Genomic DNA, 1,878 nt, shown 5'->3' with positions numbered 1-1,878 from the left:
TGGACGCGCTGCCGCTGAGCCCCAGCGGCAAGGTGAACCGCAACGGCCTGCCCGTTCCCCCGGAAGAGGCCGCCTCCGAAGGCGGGTTCCAGGCCCCCATGTCCGCGGTGGAGAAGGTGATCGCCGACATCTGGGCGTCCCTGCTCGTGGTGCCGCGCGTGGGCTTGCAGGACCACTTCTTCGAGCTGGGCGGGCACTCGCTGCTCGCCACGCAGGTGGTCTCCCGGCTGCGAGAGGCCTTCCAGGTGGACCTGTCCCTGCGCGTCGTCTTCGAGGCGCCCACCGTCGCGCAGCTTGCCGCGCGGTTGGAGGAACAGCTGCACGGCGCGAACCGGCGGCCCGTCCCGCCGCTGGTGCCCCAGCTTCGCGGCGAGGTCGTTCCCCAGTCGTTCTCCCAGCAGCGGCTGTGGTTCGTCTCGCAGCTCGACACCAGCGCGCACGCCTACAACCTGCCCCTGGTCACCCGGCTCCGGGGACGGCTGGACCCGCGCGCACTGGAAGACGCGCTCAACGCCCTCATCCGGCGCCATGAGGTCCTGCGCACCACGTTCGACGAAGTGGACGGCCAGCCGGTGCAGCGCATCGGCCCGGCCTGGACGCTCACGCTGAAGCAGGCGGACGTGGACCCGGACCTTCCACTCCAGCGTCAGGTGGAGGCCGAAGCGCACGTGCCGTTCGACCTGCGGCGCGGCCCCCTGCTGCGGGCCACGCTGCTCCGGGTGGCGGAGGAGGAGCAGGTCCTGGTCCTCAACTTCCATCACAGCGTCTTCGACGGGTGGTCCATCGCCGTGCTCCAGCGGGAGCTGGATGCGCTCTACGCCGCCCGGCTCCAGGGCACCGAGGCCGCGCTCCCGCCCATGACCCTCCAGTACGCGGACCACGCGCTGTGGCAGCGCGCCTGGTTGCAGGGGGACGTGCTGGAGGAACAGGTGGCGTGGTGGCGCGAGCAGCTCGCGGGGGCGCCGTCCGTGCTGGACCTGCCCACCGACAAGCCGCGTCCGCCCGTGCAGACCTTCCAGGGCGCGTACTTCCAGGTCCCGCTGCCGGACGCGCTGACCCGCGCCCTCGTCGCCATGGGCCAGCGTGAGGGCACCACGCTGTTCATGACGCTGCTGGCGGGCTTCCAGGCCCTGCTCGCGCGCTACAGCGGCCAGGACGACATCGTCGTCGGCTCGCCCATCTCCGGCCGCAACCGGCGCGAGGTGGAGGGGCTCATCGGCTTCTTCGTCAACACGCTGGCCCTGCGCGCGGACGTCACCGGCTCCCGCTCGTTCCGGCACCTGCTGCGCGGCGTGAGAGAGAGCTGTCTGGGCGCCTTCGCGCACCAGGACCTGCCGTTCGAACAGCTCGTGGACGCGCTCAAGCCACCGCGCGACCTGAGCCGTGCGCCGCTGGTCCAGTCCCTCTTCGTCCTGCAACAGGCGGCCGTCCCCTTCTCGTTGCCGGGCCTCCACGCGGACGACGTCCCGTTCCAGACGGGCGTCTCCCGCTTCGACCTCATGCTCTTCGTGCGCGAGTCGGAGCAGGGCCTGACGGCGTTCTGGGAGTTCAACACCGCCCTCTTCGAGGAGGCGACCATCGGCCGGATGGCCGGACACTACATGCGGCTGCTCGAAGGCGCGGTCCGTCACCCCGAGCAGCCCCTGGCCGCCCTGCCGCTCCTCTCCGATGAGGAGCGGCATCAGGTCGTCGTGAAGTGGAACGCCGCGAAGGACGCATCCTTCGAGCCCGGGCTCATGCACCGCCGGGTGGAGGCGCAGGCCGCGCGGACACCGGAGGCGGTCGCGGTCACGAACGGGGCGGAGTCACTGACGTACGCCCAGCTGGACGCGCGCGCGAATCAGCTCGCGCACCACCTCATCGCCCTGGGCGTCACGC

At 71.5% G+C, this 1,878-nt stretch carries 1 protein-coding gene; it reads left to right on the top strand.

From position 1 onward, the window contains the following. Positions 1-1,878, top strand: a 1,878-nt coding sequence (locus tag ACLEQD_RS42440) for a condensation domain-containing protein (RefSeq protein ID WP_410391656.1), incomplete at both ends; no start/stop codon positions are given.

This window comes from Corallococcus sp. 4LFB (genome assembly GCF_046520365.1).
Lineage (GTDB): Bacteria > Myxococcota > Myxococcia > Myxococcales > Myxococcaceae > Corallococcus > Corallococcus caeni.
The sequence above is the reverse complement of the archived record's forward strand: the minus strand, read 5'-3'. Positions and strand labels throughout refer to the sequence as shown.